Here is a 24819-nt window from a genome sequence, read left to right as displayed (position 1 = left end):
CTAACTTTCAAACCGGACCACTCAAGTGGGGCTGATCAGTCCAAAGGTGATCGGTATCCATAAAAAACCTCCCTGCTCAAATGTAAAAAGGCCACGCCAATGGCCTAAGCAGGGAGGTCTCTTACCGAAAATGTAGAACTCTTCCAGTCCTCCACCGGTGGTGGAGGTTTATTTTGCTTACAACAAAAGGCAGCTTAGAATATCTAAGCTGCCTCTCAATTTTCAAAATTTTGAAGTGTGTTAGCCGACTTTCGCAACCGCGGTCAGGAAGTCATCAACTTCTCTGCCAAGCGCACGCGTACTTTCAGTCACCTCTGTAGAGGCCGTCAGCACACGTGAGGACGCGGTATTGGTTTCGCTCACTGCATCAGAGACCAGCGTCATATTCTCGTTTACGCTGGATGTTCCAACAGCAGCTTCCTGCACGTTGCGGCTGATCTCAGTTGTCGCGGCCCCCTGCTGCTCAACAGCCGTCGCAATTGCAGAGGTAAATGCGGTAACCTCATCCATTGTATGCGAGATACCCTCGATGGAGGTTACAGCATCTGTCGTGGAGTTCTGAATCGCAGAGACCTGGGAACTAATTTCCTCTGTGGCCTTGGACGTCTGGTTGGCAAGTTCCTTCACCTCAGCCGCAACGACTGCGAATCCCTTACCGGCTTCTCCAGCACGCGCTGCTTCAATGGTCGCATTCAAAGCCAGCAAGTTGGTCTGCTCGGCGATTGCCTGAATCAGCCCGACAACCTCACCAATCTTGACTGTGGCATCGGCCAGCTCATTGATGCGGTCGTTGGAAACGTGCGCACTCTCAGTTGCTTTGGCAACAACGGAGGTTGTCGCGCTCACCTGACGTGCAATTTCCTCAATGGAACTGCTCAGCTCTTCAGCTGCGGCAGAAACCATCTGCACGTTGTTTGCAGCATCAGTTGAAGAGGCCGCTGCCCGTTCTGTCTGATCAGAAGTTCCACGAGCAAGATCTGCCATCACGCTGGCAGTCTCACCCATCTCACCCATGCTGTCATTCACAGAGGTCAGCAAGTTCGCAGCTGTGTTTCTGAAGTCAGAGATCAACTGCTCAATTTCGCGCTGCTTTTCAGCATCCTTTTCAGCAACATGTGTCTGTTCTTCGCGTAAACGCGCACGTTCAAGAGCATTGTCGCGGAAGACCTGAACTGTACGGCTCATGTCGCCAATTTCGTCTTTACGCTTTACACCGGCGATCTCAACATCAGTATCGCCATCTGCCAGACGCTCCATGATGCCGGTCAGACGTTTGGTAGGACGAGTGATGGCAAGAGACAGACCCAGTGCAATCAACGCACCAAGTGCAAGACCAACAGCAACGGTCGTCGCAATCAGATTGGTTGCAAGATCACCAGCCGCGCTCGCATGTTCAGCTTCAAGTGCAGCAATGTCAATGATCTGGCCCTGAACCGTTTCAGACTGCTCAGTGAGCTTTGTAACAAGGCTGGCAAGTTCTTTCTTACCATTTGCCATTGAGCCAAAACCAGAACGGATCGCAGCGATTTCTTTGATGGCATCTTTAGATGCCTTCACACCACCCTCGATGTCTTTCACACCCGTTTTAAACTCGCGGCCTGCTGCGCCAAGCTGATCAATCTGCTTGGAGACTTCCTCAGACTTCACACCAGAACCTGCACGCAGGAAGGAAAGAGAAGACGAGCTCACAGCCAGTGTCTGACGTGTGACGTTGGAAACTGAGGCCAGTGCAGCATCAACCTGCTCCTTACGGTCAACAGCTTCAGCCTGCTTCCTGTTCGCGTCATCAATGGAGCGATAGGTAAAGCCGATGACCAGCTGAGCCGTTTCGCCAAGCACATCAATACTTGCAGTAATGTCCTGACGCAGCGAATACATCTCGGAGAAATCAGTGGAATCGCGCAGAGCCTTTAACTTATCAACCAGCGTGTCCGCAACACCCGCAAGGCTTTGAAGAACCTTGGCATCCAGATGAGACAACTGGATCTTCTGCAGTTTCTTGATCTCGCGACGTGCCTTTGCAGCGCTGAGCAACGTTTTGCGCAGAGCGCCTTCTTCAGAGCTTGTTGTCGCCTTCACGAAGAAGTAACGCATATTCAGCGCCTGACTCTGAATAGTCGCAACAAGGCGGCCTGCTTTGTCAGCTTCTTTCAGCTGCTCTTTGGCCAGCTTGTCCTGTTCAGTGGCTGAAGCCGCAATCTTCGAGATGTCAGTCTGAACCTTTTTGCCAATCACCTGAAGTTTAGCAACAGCAGACATCATCTTAGCAATCTGAGATTCCTGAATATCGGTCGACATGCGAACGCGGCTGAACAGGCCTTTCAGAGCCCGCACATTTTCGTGGGTCTCTTCAAAGGCGGTACCATCTTTTCCATCAACAACAACTTGCTCATGAAGAGCTTCCAGATCTGCGCCCAACAAGTTCAGCTCATCAGCAGCAGCGGTTGCATCATACTTGCTCAAGCTGCGCAGATAGGTTTCACGCGCTGAGGTCGTATCATGCAGGCCCTGCATTAAACGCATGGTTGCATTTGTCATCTCTGTTTGCTTGGTGAGCTGAGAGATAGAAAAGATTCCGATCCCACCAGCTGCAGCGGAAAGCAAGAGTACAATAATGAAGCCACCACCGATTTTCATCGACAGCTGCAAATTAGCAAATAGCTGGAGGACCCGCCTCATGACCCGATTTCTCCCGAATAGAAGTCATTGCCCATGACTTGGCGGCATCTTATGCTTGTAAATATCAACCAGTGGTTAACCCGTGGGTATCTATGACGTTAACTGAGTACTTTCTGAAAGTTTTATCATCTTATGCGTTCGTCATGTCTTTATTATAAGTACAATAAATGACTACATTTTTACCAATTAAGAATCAGCAACCTGAGATAGCAGCGCTTCAAGTGCAGTACGCAGATTGCCGGAGAGCGCTTGCGGCCTGCGTGTCGCACGATCTACGTACACATGCGTAAAAAAACCTTGTGCGGCGGCTCTCTCAGCATCTTGCGCAAACAAGGCCAGTTCGTATCGCACAGAGCTGTTGCCCAGGTGCCCGACGCGCAAACCAATATCGATCTTTTCCGGGTAGGCGATCTCAGAGAAGTACTGGCAACCAGATTCCACAACCAACCCGATCTCATCCCCCTCATGAATGTTGAGGGCATCGTTTTCGATGAGGTAGGCGTTCACAGCACTATCGAAATAACTGTAGTAGACCGCATTATTAATGTGCCCATATACATCGTTGTCTTCCCAACGGGTCTGAACATCACTGAAGAACGCGTAATGTGCACGAGTATGCGCAGCCGGCTTTTTGGGTTTGCTCATAGTCTATGGTCTCCGCTTCAATCCGTTCTCAAAGAGCCTGCTGGTAGATCTTCAAGGCGCTATCCTCGTCAACCTCACGTGGATTATTCACCAGCAACCGCGTTTGCTTCATCGCTTCACTGGCCAGCTTCACAACGTCCTGCTCATTAATGCCCACTTCACGAAGCGTTGTTTCAACACCCAGAACTTTGGAAAGCTCCGCCAACCGGTCTGCAAACACGCTGCCTCGATTATCCGCCGGAATCTCTGAGAGCTCCGGGAACACCAACGGAGCTAACTCAGCATAAGCCTGCGCACAGGTTGGCAAGTTGAACCGCATCACATGCGGCAGAACCAGCGCATTGGAAACTCCGTGAGGCACATGGAAGATGCCGCCAATCGGATAAGCCAGCGCATGCACAGCCGCCACCGGAGAGTTGGCAAACGCCTGCCCCGCCAACATGGAGCCCAGCAACATATTGGAACGTGCCTCTTTATCCTGCGGTGTATTCACGGCTTTTTCGATGTTCGCACCCAGCAAACGCAAGGCTTCCTGCGCCAACACTTTAGACACCGGATTGTTGTTTGCAGATGTCGACGTGTAGGCCTCAATTGCATGCACCATCGCATCAATGCCAGTTGCAGCTGTGACATGTGGTGGCAGGCCAACCGTGAGATCCGCATCCAGTATTGCCACGTCAGGCAATAGGGACGGAGACACAACGCCCTTTTTCTCAGCCTCACCCGTCGTGATGATGGAGATTGGCGTCACTTCAGACCCTGTGCCAGCGGTTGTCGGGATAAGGATCAGCGGCAACCTTTTCCCCTTCGCCATTCCAACACCGTAGATGTCAGTAAGCTGCTCGCCTCCCCCAACAAGCAACGCAACAAGCTTGGCAACATCCTGCGAGGAGCCACCACCCAGGCCGATGACACCATCCACACCAGCCGATGTAGCTAAATCTGCAGCTTGCAAGACGATGGCTTCTGGCGGGTCGGCAACAACATCATCAAACAGGGTAACGTCTATTCCAGCAGCTTCCAGCTGAGCGATCACAGGCTCAACAAGACCTGCTTTCATCAGTCCTTTATCACTCACCAGAAAAACGCGTTTACCAATGGTCTTCAGTGTAAGCTCATCCAGCTTTTGAACCGCACCGGGTTCACATACAACGCTGGCTGCCGTGTTAAATACAAAGCCTGTCATTTCATTCCCCCCCTCATTGCTCAGCGTAGGTGGCAAATTTGAGCAATGCAGCGAGAATGCCTCAGCCAACAAGCAAGGTCGAGCGCAATTAAAGTCGTAACTGCTTGATGGAACGCTTAGACAACTTCCTCTGAAATCACCGGTTCCGCATCAGGCACTTTGCCAAGGTTCAGCACGGCAAATAGTCCAATCACCGCTCCACCACACATAATAGCACCGCCTGCGAAGAAGGGCATGGAGACAAACCATTGCTCGGCCAGAAAGGCCCCAATCGGGATGGCAATCAGCATGAGACTCGATTGCAGCATCTCCCCAACCGAAGTGATACGCCCCAACAAATACTCAGGCGTTTGCTTAACAACGATTGCCCCAAACGGAACTGTGATAAAGCTGGTGAAGGCACCGGCAACGAACCAGAGCGCCATCTGTTCCTGCATCCCAAAAGGCACTGAACTAAACGGAACCCAGCCCACGACTATGGTGAGGGCACCCCCGAAGAAAGAGCCAATCACCATAAGCAGGTGCAAGTTGATACGGTCGCCAATCTTGGCCGTCAGATAAGTTCCAACAAGTCCGCCAACGCCAATAGACCCCAGAATTGGCCCCGCGGCGGCTTCTGGTTGCCCGGTTTCTTTAATGAGCAACAGCAGCACCGCCTCGTAAAGAAACACGCTGAATATAAAGAGGCAAATGAGCGCCATGCCTAAGAGGAGACGCGGTGTTCTCCAAAGATAAGCCAGTCCGACCTTGGCATCATTCACCACACTGCTTTTCTCAGTGCCTTCCTCAGAAGCATCTTTAGCGTCTTTTTTCAGCACTCCTAACAAGCTCAGGCAAATCAGAGAGGCTACGGCAAAGCTGGCGCCACCAAGTAGAAAGACAATATGTGGGCTCCACACGGCAAGCAAAGCGCCCCCCAAAACCGGTGCAAAAATCTTGGTCGATTGAATGACGAAATGATCCACGCTGACCGCCTGTGTCAGCATGTTTGACGGCACGATCTTCTTCAACGCCAGTTGCTGTGCAGGCATAAACGCAGCTGACACTGTGGCTTTCAAAAACACAAAAGCAATAAGAAGCGAAAGGCTGGTGGCAAAAAAGAACATGCCAACCATCAACCCCGCTCGGATGATCAAACCGGCTATCAGCACAGGCCCAGCCCCAATCCGGTCAACCAGAACACCGGCTGGCAGGCCGAAGATCACACGGGGCAAGGTCGCGGCCATAATGACACTGGCAACCTCAGTCGCTCCCATGTCCCAACTGTAGCTCACAAGCACCATGATCGCGATAAAGTCGATCCAGTCTGCAAATGCTGCCGGAACAAGAACACCAAAAAATCGACGAAACGCGCTCAGCTTAAACAATGCCAACACGGAAGTATTTACTGCCTCACTCTGCGCCACGAAGTCCGCCCCAATTTCAATTGATTGATAACACCAGAATAATCAGCGCACAAAATATCGCGCTCACCAAATTTGCAATCTTGTCAGCTTAACCGAAGCCAACCCAGATACAAGGCGCGTATAGGTGAAGAAAATTGGCCAAAATGCAGAAAGCAAACGAACCGTAGGTGAGAAATGAGGCGGGCTTTTCTCAATCAGAGGCCAGTTTAGCAAAACAAGCCACTTCGCTTGGCCAGATCAAATCTTGTGGCCGTCGCCAGAGCTCTCGCCACTTAATATATCGAGGTGACGATCTAGCCGCCGCCTGATCCGCTTTTTGTTAAGATAATCAACCTTATGAAGAGGCAGCAATTGATGGTTCAGATATGTTTTTACGTCAAAGCTCTTGATGTACTTATTGCCTGCAGCATCGAGAACTATGCCCATGTTTTCCGGTCTGTCGGCGAAACAGGAAACGTGGTTCTGACGTAAGATTTTAAAGTAATCAATCAAAGCGCGAATAAGTTCTTTGTCCTCAACGCGACCATGGCGACTGATGTAATCCCGGATACTGCGAATTTCCGGGTGCCAAAAGTTGTCGATCTTCTCGGTTAGCAAAGCAGGTCCGCGATCAGTCTCCACGATCCCGTAGACTTTCGCGAAAGACTGGTGTTCATCCAAACCAACGTCTTGAATGTGCTGCCACCCCAGCAACTCATCCTGATTGCCGCTTAAACGTTGCTTCTTGTAACCTAGTTTCGCACGAACCGACCGAAACAGGTCTTTCAAAAATCCGCGGCTTTTGACTTTGCGCTCACCAGCCTCGTACCGGTCAAACTTCAGGAGCTTCGTTGGATCAGACGCACATTCATAGGTGTCGCGGAATCCGCCCCCACGAATGAATTCTCCCACCTGAAACACTTGATCTTCCTGAAACACAGTCAACTTTAAGCCAGTCTTTTTTGTAAATTTGAGCCACTTACATAACAAATTATAATGGTTTGAGAAGCATCTTTCTTGCCACACATACTTAAAGCATTGCTTCCAAAGATCTTTATTTCATCTGCATGCGCCTTAACCGGACTTTTCAGGGTTTGAGGGATAATTGGCTCAAAGACAAAACGGACACAAACTCCGGGAACCAGCAGGATGCAGATCTGCAGTGCGCGTGAAATTGCGGCTTTTGTGGAAGATGGCGACACCATTGTCATTGGCGGCTGTGGGCGGGGCCTTGCAACGCCGGAAGCTTTGCTGGAGGCCATTGAGCAGCGGTTTCTTTCGACAGGGCAACCCAAAAACCTATTCATCATCAACTCGCTCTCCATCGGAGATGGTGACAAACGGGGGCTGAACCGGTTTGCTCATAAGGGAATGCTGCGCGGCATTATCACCTCTCACTTCGTTCTCACTCCTTCCCTCCAAAAACTGATCTCTCAAGACAAGCTGGAAGCTTATTGCCTTCCGGCTGGGGTTATTCAGCAGTTGATCCGCGAAATTGGTGCGGGTCGTCCCGGTCTCTTCACCCGCACCGGACTGGGGACGTTTGTTGATCCCAGACATGGCGGCGGTAAATGCAGCAAGTCTTCCAAGCATGAGCTTGTGGAACTGCTTCACCTGCATGGTCAGGAATACCTCCGGTACCGCCCGTTCAAGATCGACCTTGCTCTGATTTGTGGGTCTACGGCAGATACGAAAGGCAATCTCAGCCTTGATGAGGAAGCTGTCACACTTGATTGTCTCAGTTTAGCGACGGCTGCGCATAACAGTGGCGGCCATTGTTTCGCGCAGGTTAGAAACGTGGTGCAGACCGGAAGTCTGCCAGCTCGTTCTGTTACCGTTCCCGGTGTTTTTCTGGATGCAATTGTCGAAGCTCCGGGCCAGACCATTGCCTATGACACGCCGTACAGCCCTGCTCTCAGCGGGGATATCAAACCCTCTCATGCCAGAGTTCAAAACGAACCCAGCGAGATTGCCCGCAAGGTGATTGCACGCCGGGCTGCAGAGGAGTTGATTGAAAACGCAGCCGTGAATATCGGCTTTGGCGTTCCTGCTGGCATTCGCTTTGCTGAACAGCGCAAGCAGTTGGCAGAAAGGATCTGGCTTTCTTGCGAACACGGGCATCACAACGGCCAGTTCCTGGGAGATTCTCTTTATGGCGCAGCTCTGGGATCCGAAGCGCTGCTTTCTTCACTGGATCAGTTTGACTTTTATAGCGGCGGCGGGCTGGATATTGCCTTTCTGGGCATGAGCGAAGTGGACCGGCATGGGAATGTGAACCTGTCCAAAGTGAACGGTAAAATCGTTGGACCGGGCAGCTTCATAGACATCTCACAAAACGCCAGAAAGCTCGTGTTTTGCGGTTTACTGACGGGCGTGGACTCACAGGTTGAGTACCGCAAAGACAAACTCAAAGTGACGCGCAATGGAACCCACACAAAGTTTGTGGAGCAAACAGACCACATCACCTTCAACGCCTTAAATGCCAAAACCAATGGGCAGGAAGTGCTTTATGTGACCGAGCGAGCCGTCTTCCAACTGGGGCCTAACGGGCTGGTGCTGACTGAAGTTGCCCCTGGCATAAAGCCCAAACGGGATGTGCTGGCGCATATGGGGTTTGCCTGCAAAGTGGATGTGCAACGCAAGATGCCGGAGCACATATTCAACGCATTGTAGCCGTTACAAACACGAATAGCACCGCACGGCTTTGCCGGCAGTGTTGGCGCTTAAATTCCCGAGAAACGGGAGGAGCAAGGCGAGCAGGCAACACCTGCGCTACTTGTTGAAGTTAGTTTCTTCGGCATTGGCTGTCGCCTTGCCCGGGCATTTTGGTATGGACAACATCGCCTCTTATCCTGAAAGACACGATAGCCAGTTTCCTGGAAGGACAATGGCTTATTCCAGCAAGTTTCCTTACTAAAACAGTTCCTTCATCCCTGACACGCACCACTCTGACTGGTTCGTGCCACCGCGTGATGCCCCTCAGACTTGGGCCCTTCCTCTCAAACCATGCGGTCACGTTTGAAAATCGGTTCCACCGGACCACTGAAAGATACGTTACTTCTTCCAGAAGCCCCACCCAGCCTACGACAAACTGACGGACGGTCCGCCAGCAGCCCGTTACGTAGGCATAAATTCAGAGTACGAGAGATTTTGGAAAGGGGAATAAGTTTTGGCTGATAACTGACCGATTTTACGCAAAGAGCACGACTGCTTGCCTGCAAATCACGTGGTGGTGGTCATCCACTAAGCCGTGCTCACTTTAACATTTGCCATGGTTCGCAAATGGCGAGGACAAACGCTTCTCAGCTTCACTCCTAAGAGCGCACCCTGCACATGAGCAGGACGCGCACTCGCAAAATCATAGGAATGGAACTGTACTCCTTGGTTGAATGAAACCAAGCAAAAACAGCTCTAAACACCTGTCTGTCTTAATCGTAAGCCGCTGTTACGATGACTTCCACCAACAGTTCCTGAGAAGCAAGACGGGCTTCACCGCATGCGCGTGCAGGAGCATGCCCTTCTGGCACCCATGCGTCCCAGACTTCGTTCATCTCAGCAAAGTCACGCATGTCAGAGAGCCAGACGATGGCTTGCAGAATCTGCTCGCGGCTGGAGCCTGCTTCCACAAGCAGTTCATCAACACGGCGCAGGCATTCTGCGGTCTGTTCTTTGATGCTTTCACCGCGCACGCCAACCTGGCCACACAGATAAACGGTGCCGTTGTGCTTGACGATTTTGCTCATACGCTGCTTGGTGTGCATGCGTTCAATCATGGTGCTATCCCTTTGGTTTAGGGGCAGAAGGATGCAGAGATCAACATCCGCTCCAACGCCCAATCTCAGCGAGATACCATGACTGAAACTGCTCTTAATTTCACTGTGACATTTGCGGGTGTCCAAGTGTTTTCGAGAAAGCTGCGTTAAACCAGCTCTTTCTGCACCCCGTTTTCCAAAAACCACTGATAGGTTTGGCGAATTCCCTTATCCAGCGAGATGGATGGCTCCCACCCCAGCCGCTTCAGACGTGCTGAGCTCATTAGCTTTCTCGCAGTTCCATCTGGTTTGGAGGTGTCCTGTGTAATGGCACCTTGATAACCCAAAACCTTGGAGAGACGTTGCGCAAGTTCCAGAATTGAAATGTCCGCACCAAAGCCAACATTGATGTGTTCTTCTGCAGAGTATGTCTTGAGCAGATGCACCAGAGCATCCGCGCAATCATCGCAGTGCAGAAACTCTCTGCGCGGAGCACCCGTTCCCCAAATCTCAAAGGATTCAGCTCCGCTTATCTTCGCTTCGTGCACTTTGCGCATAAGGGCAGGCAAAACGTGGCTGCTTGTCAGATCAAAGTTGTCACCCGGCCCATACAAGTTGGTTGGCATGGCAGAAATGAAATCACAATCATATTGCCACCTGAAGGCCTGACACAATTTTATGCCGGCAATCTTAGCAATGGCATACCATTCGTTGGTTGGTTCCAGAGGGCCAGAGAGCAATGCCCCCTCCTCTATCGGCTGCAGAGCGTGTTTTGGGTAGATACAGGATGACCCCAAAAACAGGAGCTTTTGCACGCCAGCTGCGAAGGCACCACGAATGAGGTTGGTTTCAATCGCCAAGTTTTCATAAAGAAACTCGGCGGGGTACTCATTGTTTGCCCAAATGCCTCCCACTTTGGCGGCAGCAACAATCACGACCTCTGGCTTCGCCTCCTGCAAAAAGGCAAGGGTTTCGGCCTGCATGGTAAGGTCTACTTGCCCCCGGTCCGCAGTCAGAAGAGTGCAGTTTTCCCGCGCCAGCCGCTTCATGAGAGCACGACCAACCATGCCCTTATGCCCGGCTACGAAAACCGTTTTTCCAGTCAGATCAAAGTCAGTGGCTTGCGGCTCAGGCATCTTCAAGCACCTTGCTGTCTCTCACTTCCAGCAAGTCTGCCTGCACCATCTCCTCAATCAGTGTTTCGAGGGTGGTTTTTGCCTGCCAACCGAGTTTATCCCGCGCCTTGCTGGCATCGCCAAGGAGCTCATTCACTTCTGAGGGGCGGAAATAGCGTGGGTCGATCTCAACAAGAGTGCGACCACTTGAAGAACAAATCCCCTTCTCTTCAACGCCGCTGCCCTGCCATTCCAGTGTGATGCCGCATTTTGAAAACGCCAGTTCTGCAAACTTGCGTACTGAGGTCATAGTGCCTGTTGCCAGCACATAGTCATCCGGCTCATCCTGCTGCAGCATAGCCCACATGCCTTCAACAAAGTCGCGCGCATGCCCCCAATCCCGGGTAGCCTCAATATTGCCCAGATACAGCTTTTCCTGCTGCCCCAGACTGATCGCGGCTGCGGCGCGAGTGATCTTGCGCGTTACGAAGGTTTCACCGCGCAGAGGGCTCTCATGATTAAACAAGATGCCATTGCTTGCGTGGATTCCGTAGGCTTCCCGGTAGTTGACCGCAATCCAATAGGCATAAAGCTTGGCCGCTGCATAAGGGGAGCGCGGATAAAACGGTGTCGTCTCTTTTTGGGGCACTTCCTGCACCAAACCGTAAAGCTCTGAGGTCGAGGCCTGATAAAACCGCGTTTTCTGCTCCAATCCGAGGATACGGATCGCCTCCAGCAACCGCAAAACACCCAGTGCATCACTGTTTGCAGTGTACTCCGGCGTTTCAAAACTCACCTTCACATGAGATTGCGCGCCGAGATTATAAACCTCATCGGGCTGCACCTCCTGCATGATACGGATGAGGTTGGTGGCATCCGTCAGGTCGCCATAATGCAGGATGAAACGGGCATCATCCTCATGGGGCCCCTGATAGATCCCCTCAATCCTTCCTGTGTTGAAGCTTGAGGAGCGGCGCTTAACACCGTGCACCACATACCCCTTATCCAGCAGAAAGCGGCTGAGATACGCTCCGTCCTGTCCGGTAACACCTGTTATCAAAGCGGTTTTCTGTAAGGCCATGGCACGCTCAAAAATTTGAGGGAAACAGAGCATGAACCTAGAAGCAGATTGGTTGTTGTCGCAATTCTGAAAACACGCCCCTGTATTCTTTGGGTGTTTCTACAATCTGATGTTTTTAAACGGGTTTTGATTTTCACCCACAAAGATATCCAAGTCCCGTCAAAATTCACTGGCAATCCCGTAAAGCAGCGTGTATCAAGCTCGCCCTCCCAAATGCCTAGGGAGGTATCCCGAACCTGAAAACCCATTGGTGCCGCCAATTGCCTGGCAGCCGTCCACCTTTGCCTGACTTGAGGCATGATGAGAGGTCTAAAAAATGAACAGCGCATTCGCAGGCATTGATTTTGGAACCTCCAACTCAACCGTGGGCATCTTTTCCGGCGCAAGCCCTGAACTTGTGATGCTCGAAGACGGCCACAGCGAAATGCCGTCCGCCATCTTCTTCAATTTTGAAGACGAGCAGATCGTTTATGGACGCAAGGCCAAGGAAGAGTACATCAGGGGCGATGAGGGCCGCCTTATGCAGGCGCTTAAAAGCGTTTTGGGCACATCCCTCATTCAGGAAAAAACGGCTGTCATGGGTGGCCGTATGGCATTCAGAGATATTATTGCGCTCTACCTGCGCCAACTAAAACGCAAGCTGGATACGCACATGCAGGAGAACGTTTCCAGCGTGGTTCTGGGGCGTCCGGTGCATTTCATCGATGGCAATGAAACCGCTGACCGTGCAGCAGAAAAAACGCTGGAAGGGATCGCCCGCCAGGAAGGGTTTGAGCACATTGCCTTTCAGTATGAGCCTATTGCAGCGGCGCTGGCTTATGAGCAAACAGTAACGCGCGAAGAGCTTATTCTGGTACTGGATATTGGCGGCGGTACCGCCGACTTTTCTGTCATTCGCGTTTCACCAGAGCGCAAAAACGCAGCAGATCGCACCAGTGATATTCTCGCCAATACGGGTATTCATATCGGTGGTACCGACTTTGACCGGTTGCTCTCACTTGCGCAGGTTATGCCGCATCTGGGCTATAAAACGCTGACCAAAGATGGCAAACGCGCCCTGCCCTCAAAATACTATTTTGATCTGGCAACCTGGCAGTTCATCAACCAGCTTTACTCGCCTAATATCCTGCGGGAATTGGGGGAAGTGCGCCGCGAAGCAGCGCAGCCTGATCTGGTGGAACGTCTGCGCGAAGTGATCCGCGCAAAAGACGGCCACATGCTGGCCACCCGCGTGGAGCAGACCAAGATCGACCTGTCCTCTGCAGAGATTGCGAGCCTGAAGATTGAGCTGGAGGAAGAAGACGTTCTGGTTGATGCAACCAACGCTGATTTCCATGCCGCCATTGGCCCATCCGTTGGCAAAATCGAAGCCACCATTCAGGAAGCGTTGAACAAGGCTGGCGTAACCGCAGATCAGATCAACAGCATGTTCCTCACCGGCGGCACAACCCGCATCCCGATGCTGCGCGAACACTTCAAGTCCTTGATGCCAAACGCGTCTGTGGTTGAAGGCAACGTCTTCGGCGCTGTTGGCCTTGGCCTTGCAGCAGATGCCCGCCGCAAGTTTGCCTAGGGTTATCGAGCCAGAACCATGCTGAGTGGAGCCTGCGCCTTGCTCAGCATGTTTTAGTTGATGACGAACGTGCGTACACCTTCCCAAAAAACATCAAGAGGCCACCGGGCCTCTTTTTTCTTGCCTCGTCTCAGCATGAACGAATACCCCCTCCCCCGCTGCGGCGTAAGAACAAGATCCTTTGCCTTGCGAAAGGCGCCCCCCTCAAAAACAACACCCCATATTTAAATCTACATTTTCTCTCTACCCTTATTTCGGAATTGTCACTTTCAACCAATTCAGGTTCCCTAGATGCAAATGTTAATGAATTCTTAAGAGGAGAGGTGCTGCCGGAGGGTGGATTGGGCGCCTTGAGGGGGCGTCATGAAACAGTGGCAAAATTTGTGTTTCAAACAAGGTTGGTTTTACCAATTTGCCAGCATGATGGTTGCGTCCTTCATGGTCACATCCAGCGGCGCAACCACGTTTCGCGACGCAGTAGAAGATAGCTTCCTCTTCACCTCAGCTGAAACTGGTGGGAGTTGGATCAAGGCATCAGAGCAAGAGAAGAATGACCTTTGCCTGAGCGTTCTTGAGGCCTATCTGGCCCTTCACCTGAACACCCGAACTCTTGAGATTTACAGCAAATCTGAGAGTGAGTTGAAGGCATTTGTCGCAACGCTAACAGATACTGAAGGCGTCCATGTTCCTGAGGCTATCGAGCTTGTTGGGAAAGTATCCGAGAGCTCCCTTAACACACTGAATAAATTGAATATTTTAGCGAAAAGACATCTTACTTCTGCGCATACAAAATACGTTGAGCTGACTGGAGAGAGAGCATCAAATCTGCAGTCTTCCCTCGGTCCGTCTCTCTTCAGCGGGTCCACGCTCACCAGAGACAATCGCAGAACTGAGAAGCGTTTTCAGCGGGCCGTTGACCAGCACAAACAGCTGCAATTTAACGCGGCTCGGCGGGCACGTGCCTATCATCAGGCCCGCGCGGCCAATCTGGTTGATCCGGCATTGTTTACAGAGCTTCTGAGTGCCCTCAATGATCTGCAAAAAGCAGACCTGAAGCTGGCGGTCTCTGAAGCTGACCTCGTACGCCTGCATTTTCAGGCGAGAACCAGACAGTCAGACATACTGTTGCATCTGGGGCTTTCCCCCCGGCTGCTTGAAAAGAAAAAACTCGCCCGCAGGAAGCATCTGGCACGCCAGCACGTCAAATAAGCACAGAGTAAACCGAAAGAAAGAGGAGACGCAGCCATGACGAACCTGACCGCAACGCCCGCGACTGCGCCTTCTCAGTCCGCACCACCACCAATTCTGCTTGCCGAGCCGCTGGCGCCCTCCCGAACTCCAATCTTGATGGTACGGGAGCAGGGCCAGATTGTTGACCTCTCCAAAACCATCGGCACAGCAAAACTTATCCGTGATGGAGACGAGCTTCATATTTTGGATGGGAATGGGCAGATTGTTGTCATTGAACAGTTCTTTGGTGGACCTGCCAATGAATTCTTCATTTTGATGCCATCTGGTCCGCTCACAACACAGAGCCAGTTTCTGAAGGCCGTTGAAGTCGAAACGGCCCCAAGACTTGGCAGCTTTCAAGTTGACCTCCCCTCCCCTGCCCAGAAAGAAACGGAGGATGCTGACAAGTCCTCAGATGAAACCAATTGGCAGCCCATATCTAAAACAAGTTTGCAGCCAGTTCACCACGAACCAGCGCTTGAAAAGCTGAACAGTCTTACGCAGTCTGATCAGCTTTCTGAAAACACGCAGGATAACTATCAGGCTGTTCCACTTGTAAGCGCTCTTAACACACAATCAGAGAACATCGTCGTTCCGCAGTTGTCTGTCTCTGATCTATACGTTCAACCAAACAGCACAGTTACCCGGGCAAGTGATCTTCCTGTCCATTCTGTTCAGGAAGCATCCTTTCGCACATCCAACAGTATTTCAGTCAGCGATAGTCTCGCTCTTGATTTCGGCGTGGATGGAACCAACTCCCGCGCACTGCTCTTTACACTTGATGCAGCCGGACGCCCACTCGGCCGCTCAGGTGATCCGCTCGATATTACCTGTGGCGGTGCGCGGGTTCTTTTTCAATCTGAGTTTGGACCGCAAGGCCAACACATATTGAAGGGTTTGAAAGGTGATGGAACACTTGTTTTAAAGGTCACGCTGGACCCGAATACACCAAACGGTGCCTACAGCTATGAGCAGTTTGCACCGTTGGATCACACGGGCAGTGCGCTGGATCTTTTAATGAGCTTCCGTTTCATTGCAAAAGATGCAGATGGAGACACTCTTGTTTCTCATCTGGACATCCGCGTTGAAGATGACCCGATGCCGGCGGAATGGAATCTGACGGCTACAGTTTCAGAAGCCGTACTTCCAGGAGGGTCAGAAGGCAATCCCGCTGAAGCCACAGCCGCAGGAGACTTGCCTATCAATGCATCGCAAGGTCCTGTCGTCTTATCCTGGAACACAGCATCTCCGGTGGAAGGGTTCAGCTTTCATCAGGAAGGGCAAGCACTCCTGATCTTGCAAGGCAACAAAGTTGTTTTGTCAGTCACGCTCAACTCAGCAACAGGCACCTATAGCGTCACGCAACACAGCGCGATCAATCATGGAGCTGATGCGGAAGCCGTCTTCAATCTCAGCTTCAGCGCAACCAACACACAAGGCCAGACGACAGAAGGCAAGCTTCTGGTCTCTTCACTGGATGATGCGCCGAAAGCATTTCCACTCAACCAGATCAGCTTTGACGAAAGCCAGTTGAGTACCCAAACCGAGCTGAGCTATTCCTCTGAGTACCTGCCTCATTCAGCTGGAGCAGACACTGCCACGATCAGCTGGCAATTACCTGATGATCCCGAAGGGCTGATCTACATCATCGAGGGGCAACAGCTCAGCGTTCTTCAAGGCGATACGCTCATTCTCACCGCTCAGTTTACAGAGAGCAAAGGCGCTTACACTGTTCAGCAGCATAATCCTTTGCAACACCAAAATGGGGTAGACCAGCAAACAATCAGCCTTCCCTATGTGATTACGGATGGAGATGGCGATACCGCTGCGGGCCACTTTCAGGTGTCGATCAAAGACGACAATCCGGAAGTCGGGGAACCGGTCCACCTCAGCTTAAGTGACGACGCATTCGCTTCAAAAGAGTCAACACATGCCCTTGCTGAGGATACTCATGCCATAACCGGTGTACTCCCCGTCTCAACTGGTGTAGATGGAGGGCAGGTTTCATGGACACAGTCCGCTCTCCCTTCTGGCTTCAGTTGGGATTTGAATGGCGAGAAACTGACGCTTTTCCAAAATACGACGGCAATTTTCACCGCGACGCTGAATTCCAGCAGTGGCGCGTATTCTGTCGATCAGCATGCTCCATTGAACCATGCTCAAGGCATTGAGCGGTTTCAACTGCATTATGTTGCAAGTGATGCTGATGGCGACAGCGTTAATGGTCAGCTGCAAATCACGATTGCAGACAGCACGCCCGCCCTCAGTTCCGCACCTGAAGCACTTAGCCTTTCAGAAAATGCTCTCTTCGAAGCGCGTATGAACGATGAAACCTCAATCGTTCAAAGCGGTGATCTGAACGTTCATTGGGGCGCTGACACACAGTCTGCAACGATGCTCACCTTCTCCTCCAGCATGAGCGGCAGCCTTGCTCCCTTCACTGTCAACGGTGCTCAGGTCTATTACTCCATTGAAGGTACGGGCAATCAACTCAGCGCAAAGACGCAGGATGGCACGCTCTTTTTCACGATCAAACTGGATCCCACCGGATCAGGGAGCTACGAGGTCGAGTTCTTCACACCGATTGACCACACATCTGCAAGCGAGGTTTCACTGTCGTTTTCAGCAGTGGCTTCTGACGGTGACGGAGACACGATCCCTCTGGACTTCACCTTCAGCATCTCGGATGGAATGTCATCGGCGTCCCCTGATCAGTTTTCTGGTACGGAAGATACACCACTTGTGTTGGACCTGTTAGGCAATGATACTCTCAGCAGTGAAGGCTTCACTGTTCGCATCGTCTTGGCACCTGCCAAGGGCCACCTCTCTCAGAACCTGGACAACACGTTTAGCTACACGGGTCACCCCAACGCCAATGGCTCAGACAGCTTCAGTTACTACATTGAGGATACGGATGGAGAGCGCAGTGATACTGTCACTGTTTCTATCGAGCTGTCACCGGAAAACGACGCACCGATCTTTTCCGGCGTCGGCCAGGATACGCCGCTTCACATGAGTGTCGAGGCTGATGGTCCCGATACTGTGTTCACGGCAAATGCTTCAGATGCAGATGGAGACCCTCTCCATTTTTTTCTCGAAGGGTCTGACAAGGCCCGTTTCAACATCGACGAACAGACCGGCCAGGTAAGTTGGAAAGAAGATGTATCCTTCGAAACGCCCATGGATCTGGACGGTGACAACATCTATGAGATCACTGTAGTCGCGAAAGATAGTTCTGGCGCGGAGGCTGCTCAACAGTTCCGCATTGAAGTCACCGAAGGCACGAATCCGCCCGCTGCACCGCCCACCATTTTCCTTCACACCCGAGAACCTGGCAGTTACCAAGTCAGCTGGACTTTCGATGAAACATTGTATTCTTCTGAGCTAATGGGCCAAATTCAATCCACGCCTTGGGTAGAAAGTGGAGATGACGGAGAAGCCAAAGCCGCCAGTGATGGTTCCTCAGATATCTACATTGACGCCGACACTGGCGAATTGGTTCTCTCAGATCGATCCGGTTCATCTTCAGAGGGAGACGACAATCTCGCCTGTATCAGCAAGACGTTTGATCTGACAGGCGCCCAAAGTGCCTCAATCCAACTCACATACGCAGCAGAGTTCGCGTTGAACGACCCGGCGAAATCATTCTACATTGAAGCCCTGTTGGCCGATGGGTCCGTCCACCAGATTGGCGAGATTTCCAGTCTGATCGGTCACACTCAGTCTCAGTCGATCAAACTTGATCTAAGCGATTACATCTCATCTGCGACAACGATCCGTTTGGTTGCACCAGCGGATCTCACTGCCGCAGACACATTGAGAATTGAGGAGCTAACGGTTTCAATAGTCCAGCCAGAGCCACTGGAACAGCAACACTTTGAAGCATCCTTTCAGCTTGGAGATGACGACTTGGCAATTGCCAAGTCTGCCAAGATCGACGGAGTGCAAGATGAGATTTCGGGCCTGACACTCAAACTCTTCAATGCGCAGGCTGGTGATCATCTCAACTTCTTGGATGTCGATGGCATCTCCAGCCAGCTGGAAGACAACGGCAGCGGAGTTATGACACTCACGTTCTCTGGAGTAGCCGATGCTTCCACCTATCAGAATTTGTTGAACTCAATCACCTTTACAACCACATCTGAAAGCTTGCAGGCGCGTAGCCTCTCAGTCGTTGTTCACTCCGAGGATGGGAACTCCAACCCGTCCATTACCAGTATTCGAGTTCACCCCAATCCAGATGACGGTGCCACCGATCCAAGGAACCAGATCGACGGGACAACCGGCAACGATATTCTGAAAAGCACCGATGAAGATGATGTGATCAATGGTTTTGAAGGCAACGACCAACTGACTGCCGGAGCTGGAACCGACGAACTCACAGGCGGCGAAGGCAATGATATCTTCTTCTTCGAGCAACTCGATGGAGCAGCAGATCACATCACAGACTTCCAGCTGAAAACCTCTGCCGGAGGAGACAGAGATATCTTGGACCTCTCCAAACTGCTCGACGACTACGGCGAAGGTGGAACCAACCAATACTATAATTTCACTAACCAATACGTCCGAATCGTGGAAAATCAAGACGGTCAATATGCCGTGCAAGTCGATTTGGACGCACGCGATGATGACCAGACATGGGAAACCGTCACCACATTAGACTTCCAAAACGCGGACGCAGTTGGTGCCACCTTAAGCGTTGACGTAAAAGGCTATATGCCGGAGGTCGAGCTCCCAATCGAAAATGCATTCCCTATGTCCTAGGCAATCTTACCAAACTTGGCAGCTGCCAAGTCAAGAATTTCGAAATAAAATCACTATTCTGCTTTGGTAGAGCTTGTTCTCCCATACGGTATGACTACACTTCTTCTGACATTGCTGCAGAGGAAATTCCATGCGTTCAGATACCCCCATTCAGAAGTTCGTCCATGCGGGAGATCATAAGATCTGTCTTCACGAATGGGCGGGCGAAGGTCCTACATTCTTGCTTCTCCATGCCACAGGATTTCATGGTCGCGTCTGGGATTACATCATCAAGCATTTTCCCGGTCGCCATGTCCTCGCATGGGATATGCGCAGTCATGGCCAAAGCGACAATGCTGCCTTGCCGAAACTCTGGACTGATCTGGGAGACGACTTATTCGCAGTGGTCGAGCAACTCGGGCTCAATCAAGTATTCGGTGTCGGCCATTCTTGCGGAGGTCATTTGTCTATCTTGGCAGCTGCCAAGTTTCCTGAGCTCTACAAAAACATTCTTCTGTTGGATCCAGTCGTGTTTCCAAAACCGCTGCTTCCGTTCTTCAAGCAAATTGCAGATCAGGACCATCCGGTTGCCCGGCGCCGAAACCAATGGGCGGATGTAAGTGAAATGTACGAGCGGTTCAAAACCCGCAAACCATACAACAGCTGGCTGCCTGAAATTTTGCAGGATTACTGCGATCACGGATTAGTCGCTTCAGAGCAGGGCGAAGGATACCAACTCGCTTGTCCACCAGATGCTGAAGCCGAGGTTTATCGCACTTGTTACGGAGACCACATTTATCCGCTTCTGGATGCTGTGACTATGCCAACGACAATTGTACGCGCACGTCGCCGGCAACCGGATGAACCCTTGCATGATTTCTCACCATCGCCCACCTGGGAGCTGTTGGCAGAGAACATGCCCAATGCAAAAGACATTTACGTTCCTGATCACACTCACTTCCTGCCAATGGAAAACCCAGCCGCCATTTTGAACATGATGGCTCAGATGGAGAGGGGAGAGGAGATCCGGTGGCAGGGTGGCGGAGCGATCTTGAACGACATGTAAACATCAAGTTTGGCAGTGGACCTGAGGGAGTTCAGAACCTGCCAAGTCAGGGGAGGGGAATATGGGGAATTTTGAAATACACGGCGCGTTGGGCTCACCATACTCAATGAAGGTTCGTGCAGCGTTCCGAGCTAAACGCATTCCACACGCATGGAAGCTCTGCGCACCTATGGGACCGAACAGCCCAACCAAGCACGTGAAGATTCCAGTCATCCCTGTCGTCAAGTATCCGGATGAGACGTGGGTGAACGATTCCACTCCGCTGCTTCTGGACTTGGAGGCAAAAGGGGAGGGGAGGTCGCTTGTTCCCGACGATCCACTGATACGGTTCGCGTGTTACCTGATTGAGGACATGGCAGACGAGTGGCTTGTGAAAGCCATGTTCCATTATCGGTGGTTTTATGAGGAAGACCGAAAGATCGTGCCGAACTGGTTGCTTTACGACGCTTGTCTTGGTCTGGATGAAAAAACCATCAAGGCAATGGGTCAGCAGTTTGGTGCCCGCCAGATCAGCCGCATGCCGAAGGTTGGATGCACACCGGAAACAGCGCCGATCATTGAAGCGTCAACCAAGCGTATGCTCTCTATTTTAGAACAAGCGGTTTTGTCCAAGCAGCATTTCCTGTTTGGCGATATGGCCTCATTGGCAGATGTGGCTCTCTTCGGGCAGCTCTACCAACTTAAAGACGACCCAACCCCGTCTGCCATGTTGCAAAAGGAGTTCCCTTTCGTCTTCCGCTGGCTTGACCACATAGATGACGCCTCCGGTTTTGACGGTGACTGGATCACCGAGCTTACTCCGGCAGTCAAAGAGCTTCTTAAGATGGCAGGCGATACTTATCTACCGTTCCTGTTAGCGAACTCCAAAGCCATCGACAAAGGGGAAGCGTCCTTTACTGCAGATCTGCCAGAAGGTTTCTTTACCCAAGACATCTTCAAATACCAGAAGAAGTGCCTCGACCGCCTGCGAGATGAGTGGGAGAAGCTGACGCCTGAGCACCGCGAAACACTCAGCGAGTTCCTCATTGGAGGGACAGAGATCCTCGACGTCTCACTGGTACAGCCCGCCTCTTAAAAATCTGACTTGGCAGCAATTGTTGGCAGCTGCCAAGTCATCCACGCCCTGCCAAACTCACCTGCTTGTGCGTTACTTTTCCCCAAAATCGGCAGAAAACTGCGATGGTGTGCATCAAAATGTATCCATCAACGCGGCTTATCTGCCCAAATTGTAACCGAGTTTGTCAGAGTTCAAGATGAGCGACAGCCGATTACAAAACTCAAATTGCTCTCTTTCAACTGATCCCCGATAGTCCCTTCAACGCAATCAAACAGTGTCTTTACCCCAAACAGACATGTTGGACGACCGAACCACCGGAGATCAGAATGAAAAGAATTGCAATCGCAAGCGCCGCTCTCATTACTCTTTCTGGCGCAGCTTTCGCCGATGCTTTGACTTTTTACGACAGCAACGGCACCAAGACGATTATTCAGACAAACTCATTGACCGGATGCGTTGCCATTTATGACTCCGGACGCAATCCACTCCAGATCTGCCGAATGAATGCGGCGCCTGCTGCAGTTGTTGTACCAGCCCCAACCACAACAGTTGTCACTCCGGCCCCGGTCGCTGTCGCCCCCAAAGCATGGGACCGCCGTCAGGACAGAGCAACCGCGCGCCGTGTCATTCGCAGAACCGAAGCTCGTCAGGATCTTTTTGACTAAGCTTCACCTTTAAGGTTGCCTTAAATCCCAATGCTGGCAACGGTGCCCGCCTCCTAACCGAGGCGGGCATATCTTTATGAAAATGCGAGATAACCTGAATAGAATATTTCCCAATAATTTTAATGGGTTAGTGAAAGTGTAACGACCTGTCACAAGGATCAGAACGAAGACGTTCTCTTACACTATTTGGATTGCACTTAACGCTGCGTCCACGCACTGTCTTCATGAGCTGTCGACTTACAAAAAAAAAGGAGCCCCCATGTTCAAGGCAATCGCTCTCTCCCTGTCTCTCCTCTTTGCAACACCTCTCATCGCCCAGGCGGATCCTGGCAAGGGTCAACGTTTGGAAATGATGGCTGAAAAGCTACAGCTGACGGATGAGCAGAAAGAAAAAGTCCGCCCAATCATGAAGCAATCCATGGAAGAGCGCCGCGCGATCCTGAAAGATGCTGGCATTGAGCGTGGCAAGAAGCCAACCCTCTCACAACTGCGCGAAGTTCGTGGTCCAATGCAAGCGTCCAGAGAAAAGATGAATGAGCAGATGGCTCAGGTTCTCAGCGCAGAGCAGATGGAAAAGTTCAGCGCGATGCAGCAGGAAATGCGCGATAAAATGAGAAAGAAATTCAAAGAAGGCAAATAAGACAGCGCGCCTACAAAAAGGGAAGGGGAGCATATGCTCCCCTCTCATATCAACCAAGTATGGTTTCAACTTTCCGCTTCAGATCAACCATTGCTTCCCGATAAGGTCCCGGCCCAAAGCTCACCCGCGAGACGCCAAGCGTTCCAAGCTTAGCGATTTCAGGCATGCCCTTCATCATGTAAGCATTCACAGGCAGTGGCACCGCCTCACAAATCTGAGCGATCAGATCAGGATCCGTTAAGGCCGGAATGAAGAACCCGCTGGCGCCAGCTTCGGCATAGCGCTGTCCACGCAGCACAACTTCTTCAACCAAGGCAGCATGTTTGCTTGCATCTGGTTCCTGCAAAAACAGATCAGTTCTCGCATTGATGAAAAACGGAATGCCTGCTTCATCTGCGGCATCCCGAAAGGCTGCAATCCGCGCACATTGCTCATCGACCGAGTAAAGGCCGGAGCCGTGGACCTTCTGATCCTCAAAATTGACGCCAACAGCACCCGTTTTGATGATTCGAGTTGCATTTTCCTTCACATCCGCAGGGCTATCTGCATAGGCGCCTTCAAAATCGAGAGAGAAGGGGACATCCACGCTTTCCGCAATGCGGCTTGCTATAATTTCGACTAGGGAAAGCGGAATTTCTTCGCCATCACCATATCCATGCGCCGCAGCGACAGATGCACTTCCCGTTGCAACGGCCTTGGCACCTGCCTTTGTGGCGGCCTGAGCAGTGCCTGCATCCCATATGTTGTAGAGGACGATAGGCTCACCTTTTTTATGCAGAGCGGCGAACTGTTTTGCTTTATCAGCCTGAGACATCAATAAGGCCTTTCGATCTTGCTATTTTCAATTCAACGTCAATCAATTTCTGTTTTCGCCAGAGACCGCCGCCATATCCGGTGAGGCCTCCGTCCATCCCAACCACGCGGTGGCACGGAATAACAATGGCTATCTGGTTTGCTCCATTGGCGCGGGCAACGGCGCGGGTGGAACTGGGCTTTCCCATCTGCCTGGCTAGCTGGCTGTAGCTTTTGGTGGCCCCAATTGGAATTCGGCGCAGTTCGCGCCAGACATCCTTGGTAAACTCCGTGCCATGCATCACCAAAGGCACATCAAAATCCAGTCGCTTGCCCTCAAAGAATTCGCGCAGTTCTAACGAGATCTGATCAGTCGGTGTAGTCCGGCCAAGGCCAAGATCTCCCTTTACCTGCTTGCGCAATCGGGCAAGTTCTGCAGGCAGGGCTTTTCGGTCAGCAAACTCCAGCAGATGGAGCGCTCGGTCATCGCTCACGGCAATCATCGCGCCGAGTGGAGTATCAAACCAATCCGCCTTGAGCAGACCATCGCCTTTCAACTCTGCCGGTTTACATCCCAGCAACCGGGCAAAGGCCTGCCGGAAAGCATCTGGAGACGAGAAGCCCGAGGCCAACTGCGCATCAACCACCTTGCCACCGTCGGAAAGCGTCTCAAATCCATCACGCAAACGAGAAAGACGGGCCATTTCCAGAAACGTAATCCCGAACTGGCGCTTGAAGCTGCGGCGAACAGTGGAAGGATCTAACCCAAGTTTCGCAATATCGGACTCGGACCATTTATGGTGCGGTTTGGCTTCAAACTCACACAGCAACCGGGTCACAACTTCATCGTTCTCGGCAGACGTGCCCACCGGATGGCAGCGTTTGCAAGGGCGGAACCCAGCTTCAAAGCATTCGGAAATGGTCTCAAAGAAACAACAATTCTCAAACTTTGGCTTACGGGCGGGGCAGGTGAGGCGACAAAACACTCCGGTTGAGCGCACACCAACATAAGCCCGACCATCAAAGTCCGGATTTCGATCTATCAGCGCCTGATAAAGCACTTTGTTATCTGGAAGTTCAAAAAGCATAGTTTCTTATAGATCCAGTTGCCCCCAAATGCGCACGGTTTTCGGGCGTCTATTAAGGACATCTGCTTTCATGTTACCTCAGCATCCGATTGAAGCTAATCAATAGCAGCATAGAGCAAAGC

The 24819-nt window shown here is 51.6% G+C and carries 18 protein-coding genes; 8 read left to right on the top strand and 10 right to left on the bottom strand.

Translation table 11 applies throughout. The features are described 5' to 3' along the window. Nucleotides 1–240: 240 nt before the first annotated feature. From PsWM33_RS08115 to PsWM33_RS08095, 5 genes are all read right to left on the bottom strand, one after another. Nucleotides 241–2637 carry a methyl-accepting chemotaxis protein gene (locus PsWM33_RS08115; RefSeq protein WP_208994460.1) on the bottom strand — a complete coding sequence of 799 codons (2397 nt, stop codon included), beginning with the start codon at nt 2635–2637 and terminating at the stop codon, nt 241–243. 228 nt (nt 2638–2865) lie between these two features. Beyond that, nucleotides 2866–3324 (bottom strand): acyl-CoA thioesterase, encoded by a 459-nt coding sequence (locus PsWM33_RS08110; protein ID WP_063299846.1) that lies wholly within the window; start codon nt 3322–3324, stop codon nt 2866–2868. Between the two features lie 28 nt (nt 3325–3352). Beyond that, nucleotides 3353–4510, bottom strand: a complete 1158-nt coding sequence (locus PsWM33_RS08105) for an iron-containing alcohol dehydrogenase (RefSeq protein ID WP_063299845.1) — start codon at nt 4508–4510, stop codon at nt 3353–3355. A 116-nt stretch (nt 4511–4626) separates the two neighbouring features. Then, on the bottom strand, nt 4627–5916 hold the full coding sequence (locus PsWM33_RS08100; protein WP_063299844.1) for an MFS transporter: 1290 nt from the start codon (nt 5914–5916) through the stop codon (nt 4627–4629). A gap of 237 nt (nt 5917–6153) precedes the next feature. Continuing rightward, complete coding sequence (locus PsWM33_RS08095) at nt 6154–6816, bottom strand: YrbL family protein (RefSeq protein ID WP_208985646.1); 663 nt, start codon at nt 6814–6816, stop codon at nt 6154–6156. A gap of 228 nt (nt 6817–7044) precedes the next feature. On the opposite strand from PsWM33_RS08095, the gene PsWM33_RS08090 reads away from it, so the two are divergent. Further along, nucleotides 7045–8568, top strand: a complete 1524-nt coding sequence (locus tag PsWM33_RS08090; protein WP_063299842.1) for an acyl CoA:acetate/3-ketoacid CoA transferase — start codon at nt 7045–7047, stop codon at nt 8566–8568. 755 nt (nt 8569–9323) lie between these two features. Here PsWM33_RS08090 and PsWM33_RS08085 read toward each other — a convergent pair. The 3 genes from PsWM33_RS08085 to gmd form a co-directional block, all read right to left on the bottom strand. Continuing rightward, nucleotides 9324–9668 carry a RidA family protein gene (locus tag PsWM33_RS08085; RefSeq protein ID WP_063287656.1) on the bottom strand — a complete coding sequence of 115 codons (345 nt, stop codon included), beginning with the start codon at nt 9666–9668 and terminating at the stop codon, nt 9324–9326. 146 nt (nt 9669–9814) lie between these two features. Then, nucleotides 9815–10783: a GDP-L-fucose synthase gene (gene fcl / locus PsWM33_RS08080; RefSeq protein WP_063299841.1), complete on the bottom strand. Its 969-nt coding sequence runs from the start codon at nt 10781–10783 to the stop codon at nt 9815–9817. Next, nucleotides 10776–11843 carry a GDP-mannose 4,6-dehydratase gene (gmd, locus tag PsWM33_RS08075; protein WP_063299934.1) on the bottom strand — a complete coding sequence of 356 codons (1068 nt, stop codon included), beginning with the start codon at nt 11841–11843 and terminating at the stop codon, nt 10776–10778. The genes fcl and gmd overlap by 8 nt, the downstream gene beginning before the upstream one ends. Nucleotides 11844–12159: 316 nt before the next feature. Here gmd and PsWM33_RS08070 point away from each other — a divergent pair, with 316 nt between their 5' ends. From PsWM33_RS08070 to PsWM33_RS08040, 7 genes are all read left to right on the top strand, one after another. Further along, a complete protein-coding gene (locus tag PsWM33_RS08070; RefSeq protein ID WP_063299840.1) occupies nt 12160–13416 on the top strand; it encodes an Hsp70 family protein in 1257 nt (418 codons plus the stop codon). A gap of 363 nt (nt 13417–13779) precedes the next feature. Next, the gene (locus PsWM33_RS08065) at nt 13780–14625 is read left to right on the top strand and encodes a hypothetical protein (protein WP_063299839.1); all 846 of its coding nucleotides are present in this window, start codon (nt 13780–13782) and stop codon (nt 14623–14625) included. 36 nt (nt 14626–14661) lie between these two features. Beyond that, nucleotides 14662–19410, top strand: a complete 4749-nt coding sequence (locus PsWM33_RS08060) for an Ig-like domain-containing protein (protein ID WP_063299838.1) — start codon at nt 14662–14664, stop codon at nt 19408–19410. A 130-nt stretch (nt 19411–19540) separates the two neighbouring features. Further along, nucleotides 19541–20455 carry an alpha/beta fold hydrolase gene (locus PsWM33_RS08055; RefSeq protein WP_063299837.1) on the top strand — a complete coding sequence of 305 codons (915 nt, stop codon included), beginning with the start codon at nt 19541–19543 and terminating at the stop codon, nt 20453–20455. Nucleotides 20456–20516: 61 nt separating this feature from the next. Continuing rightward, nucleotides 20517–21530 (top strand): glutathione S-transferase family protein, encoded by a 1014-nt coding sequence (locus tag PsWM33_RS08050; protein ID WP_063299836.1) that lies wholly within the window; start codon nt 20517–20519, stop codon nt 21528–21530. Between the two features lie 308 nt (nt 21531–21838). Next, entirely contained in the window at nt 21839–22177 is a 339-nt protein-coding gene (locus PsWM33_RS08045) for a hypothetical protein (RefSeq protein WP_063299835.1), read from the top strand. Between the two features lie 259 nt (nt 22178–22436). Further along, a complete protein-coding gene (locus tag PsWM33_RS08040) occupies nt 22437–22817 on the top strand; it encodes an LTXXQ motif family protein (protein ID WP_057462934.1) in 381 nt (126 codons plus the stop codon). A gap of 49 nt (nt 22818–22866) precedes the next feature. Here PsWM33_RS08040 and PsWM33_RS08035 read toward each other — a convergent pair whose 3' ends face one another. Together PsWM33_RS08035 and PsWM33_RS08030 are read right to left on the bottom strand one after the other, a co-directional pair. After that, a complete protein-coding gene (locus tag PsWM33_RS08035) occupies nt 22867–23631 on the bottom strand; it encodes an isocitrate lyase/PEP mutase family protein (RefSeq protein WP_063299834.1) in 765 nt (254 codons plus the stop codon). Beyond that, nucleotides 23618–24697 carry a bifunctional transcriptional activator/DNA repair enzyme AdaA gene (locus tag PsWM33_RS08030; RefSeq protein WP_063299833.1) on the bottom strand — a complete coding sequence of 360 codons (1080 nt, stop codon included), beginning with the start codon at nt 24695–24697 and terminating at the stop codon, nt 23618–23620. The genes PsWM33_RS08035 and PsWM33_RS08030 overlap by 14 nt, the downstream gene beginning before the upstream one ends. Between the last annotated feature and the right edge of the window lie 122 nt (nt 24698–24819).

This window comes from Pseudovibrio sp. WM33 (assembly GCF_001623165.1).
Lineage (GTDB): Bacteria > Pseudomonadota > Alphaproteobacteria > Rhizobiales > Stappiaceae > Pseudovibrio.
This window is presented reverse-complemented; position numbering and strand designations above follow the sequence as displayed.